We start from the raw sequence: 2750 nt of genomic DNA, 5'->3' as shown, positions 1-2750 counted from the left end.
GATGTCCGAGATGACCAGCCGCACCCGGTCGGCGGGCGCCGGGCGGGGCGGGAGGATGGCGGGAGCGGATTCGGGAACGGTGTCGGACATGATCAATCCGTCAGGCTTTGCCAGGACCGGCCGTCGCGCGCGAGCAGGGCATCGGCCTCGGCCGGGCCGGTCGAGCCGGCGGCATAGGGGCAGAGCGGCGCGGCCTCGGCGCGTTCGCTCCAGTCCAGGGCGGGCTGGACGGCGCGCCAGCCGGCTTCGATGTTGTCGGCGCGCTGGAACAGGGTCGCGTCGCCGGCGAGGCAGTCATAGATCAGGGTTTCGTAGCCGGTGCTGGGGCCCTCGGCGAACCATTCGGAATAGTCGAATTTCATCCGCACGCCGCCCAGACGTACGGTGGGGCCGGGGATCTTGGCGCCGAACTGCATCGTCACCCCTTCGGTCGGCTGGATGTGCAGCGTCATGATGTTGGGGGTGAGCCGTTCGACCGGCGTGTCGCGGAACAGCGCATAGGGCGCGTGGCGGAAATGGATGGCGATTTCGGTCTTGCGCACCGCCAGGCGCTTGCCGGTGCGCAGATAGAACGGGACGCCGGCCCAGCGCCAGTTATCGATGTTCAGCTTCATCGCCACGTAGGTTTCGGTGCGGGAATCGGGGGCGACGTCCGGTTCCTCGCGATAGCCGCGCACCGGCACGCCGCCGATGCTGCCGGCGCCGTACTGGCCGCGCACCACGTCCTCGGGCGCCGCGCAATGCGTCGCCTTGAGCACCTTGGATTTTTCGTCGCGCACCGCGTCGGCGTCGAAGGACACCGGGGCCTCCATCGCCGTCATGGCGAGGAGCTGCATCAGGTGGTTGGGCACCATGTCGCGCAGCGCGCCCGTGCCCTCGTAGAAGCGGCCGCGCTTTTCCACGCCGACCGTCTCGGCCGCGGTGATCTGCACATGGTCGATGTTCTGGCGGTTCCACAGCGGTTCGAAGAAGCCGTTGGAGAAGCGCAGGGCCATGATGTTCTGGACGGTTTCCTTGCCCAGATAATGGTCGATCCGGTAGATCTGCCGCTCGCGCAATGTCGCGAGCAGGCGGGTATTGAGTTCGCGCGCCGAATCCAGATCGTGGCCGAAGGGCTTTTCGACGATGACGCGGCGATAGGTGCCGCCGGCCTCGTTCGTCAGGCCAGCCTGGCCGAGATGGTCGACGATGGGGCCGAAGAAGCGCGCCGCCACCGCCATGTAGAAGACCGCATTGCCGTCCCCGACCCGGGCGCCGAGCCGTTCGAACGTCTCCATCTCCTCGAACGAGCCGCGGAGATAGGAGATGCGGCCGTCGAGCCAGCGCCAGACATCGTCGCGCAGCATGGTGGCCGAGGTGCCGCGCTTGGCGACGAAGTCCCGCAGCGCCTCGTGGAACTGGGCGCGCAGGATTTCATCGGACAATTCGGCCCAGTCGACCGCGACGATGGAAAACCGGTCATCGAGAAGGCCGGCGCAGGCGAGGTTGTAGATGGCCGGAACCAGCAGGCGCTTCGTCAGGTCACCGCCGCCGCCGAAGACGACGAAGGTGCAGGGTGGGGCACGTCGCGGCTGCGTGCCTGCCCCTTCGATTTCGGACGTTGCAGACGCGACGATACCATCCATGTAGACGTTTCCCTGAGTAAGTTTACCTGTCCCCGTCGTTTCGTGTGTTTTTCACTTCTGTTCGACGTGGCCGCCAAAGCCGAAGCGCATGGCCGACAGGATCTTTTCCGCGTAGTTGTTGCCGGAGCGCGAGCGGAAGCGGGTGAACAGCGAGGCGGTGATGACCGGGGCTGGCACGGCCTCTTCGATCGCCGCTTCGATCGTCCAGCGGCCTTCGCCGGAATCCGCGACCTCGCCGGTGAATTCGGACAGGGACGCGTTCTTCGCCAGAGCCTCGGCCGTCAGGTCCAGCAGCCAGGACGACACGACCGAGCCGCGGCGCCAGACTTCGGCGATGTCGGCCATGTTGAGGTCGAAACGCTCGTTCTCCGGCAGGCGGGGCGAGTTCTTGGACTTCATGATGTCGAAGCCTTCGGCGAAGGCCTGCATCATGCCGTATTCGATGCCGTTATGGACCATTTTCACGAAATGGCCGGACCCGGCGGGGCCGCAATGCAGGTAGCCCTGCTCGGCACGGGGATCGAGGCCGGACTTGTCGCGGTCGGGCGTGCGGGGGACGTCGCCCTTGCCCGGCGCCAGCGCGGCGAGGATCGGGTCGATATGGTCGGCCGCGTCCTTGGTGCCGCCATACATCATGCAATAGCCGCGTTCGAGCCCCCACACGCCGCCGGACGTGCCGACATCGATGTAATGGATGCCCTTCTGCGCCAGTTGGGCGGCACGGCGGATATCGTCCTTGTAATAGGAATTGCCGCCGTCGATGACGATGTCGTCCTTGCCGAGCAGGCCGTGGAGTTCCTGGACCGCGGCCTCGGTGATCTCGCCAGCGGGAAGCATGACCCACACGATCTTGCGGCCGGCGGTGAGCTTGCCGACCATGTCCTCGAGACCGGTGGCGGCGATGCCGCGGCCGCCTTCGGTACGGTCCTTGACCTTGGCCACGGTGGCGGGGTCGCGGTCGAACAGGACCACGTCATGCCCGTGCCGCGTCAGGCGGACGGCGATGTTTCCGCCCATGCGGCCCAGGCCGATAATGCCGATCTGCATGTTCTTGATACTCCTTGGCACGGGACGATACCGTGCATGAAACGCGGCCGCGCGGCGCGCCGGGCCGCCGGCCTGTTG

Annotated in this window: 2 protein-coding genes; both read right to left on the bottom strand. The window is 66.7% G+C overall.

Annotation, left to right across the window (positions count from 1 at the left end; genetic code table 11):
* Positions 1-92 precede the first annotated feature (92 nt).
* On the bottom strand, positions 93-1625 hold the full coding sequence (zwf, locus tag HUK84_RS14365; protein WP_176640898.1) for a glucose-6-phosphate dehydrogenase: 1533 nt from the start codon (positions 1623-1625) through the stop codon (positions 93-95).
* A gap of 51 nt (positions 1626-1676) precedes the next feature.
* Complete coding sequence (gene gnd, locus HUK84_RS14360) at positions 1677-2672, bottom strand: phosphogluconate dehydrogenase (NAD(+)-dependent, decarboxylating) (protein ID WP_176640897.1); 996 nt, start codon at positions 2670-2672, stop codon at positions 1677-1679.
* Between the last annotated feature and the right edge of the window lie 78 nt (positions 2673-2750).

The organism is Nguyenibacter vanlangensis, assembly GCF_013376155.1.
GTDB classification, from domain to species: domain Bacteria; phylum Pseudomonadota; class Alphaproteobacteria; order Acetobacterales; family Acetobacteraceae; genus Gluconacetobacter; species Gluconacetobacter vanlangensis.
The sequence above is the reverse complement of the archived record's forward strand: the minus strand, read 5'-3'. Positions and strand labels throughout refer to the sequence as shown.

Coding starts and splice junctions, on each gene's coding strand:
- gnd (WP_176640897.1), bottom strand. CDS start 2,672: ATGCAGATCGGCATTATCGGCCTGGGCCGCATGGGCGGAAACATCGCC.
- zwf (WP_176640898.1), bottom strand. CDS start 1,625: ATGGATGGTATCGTCGCGTCTGCAACGTCCGAAATCGAAGGGGCAGGC.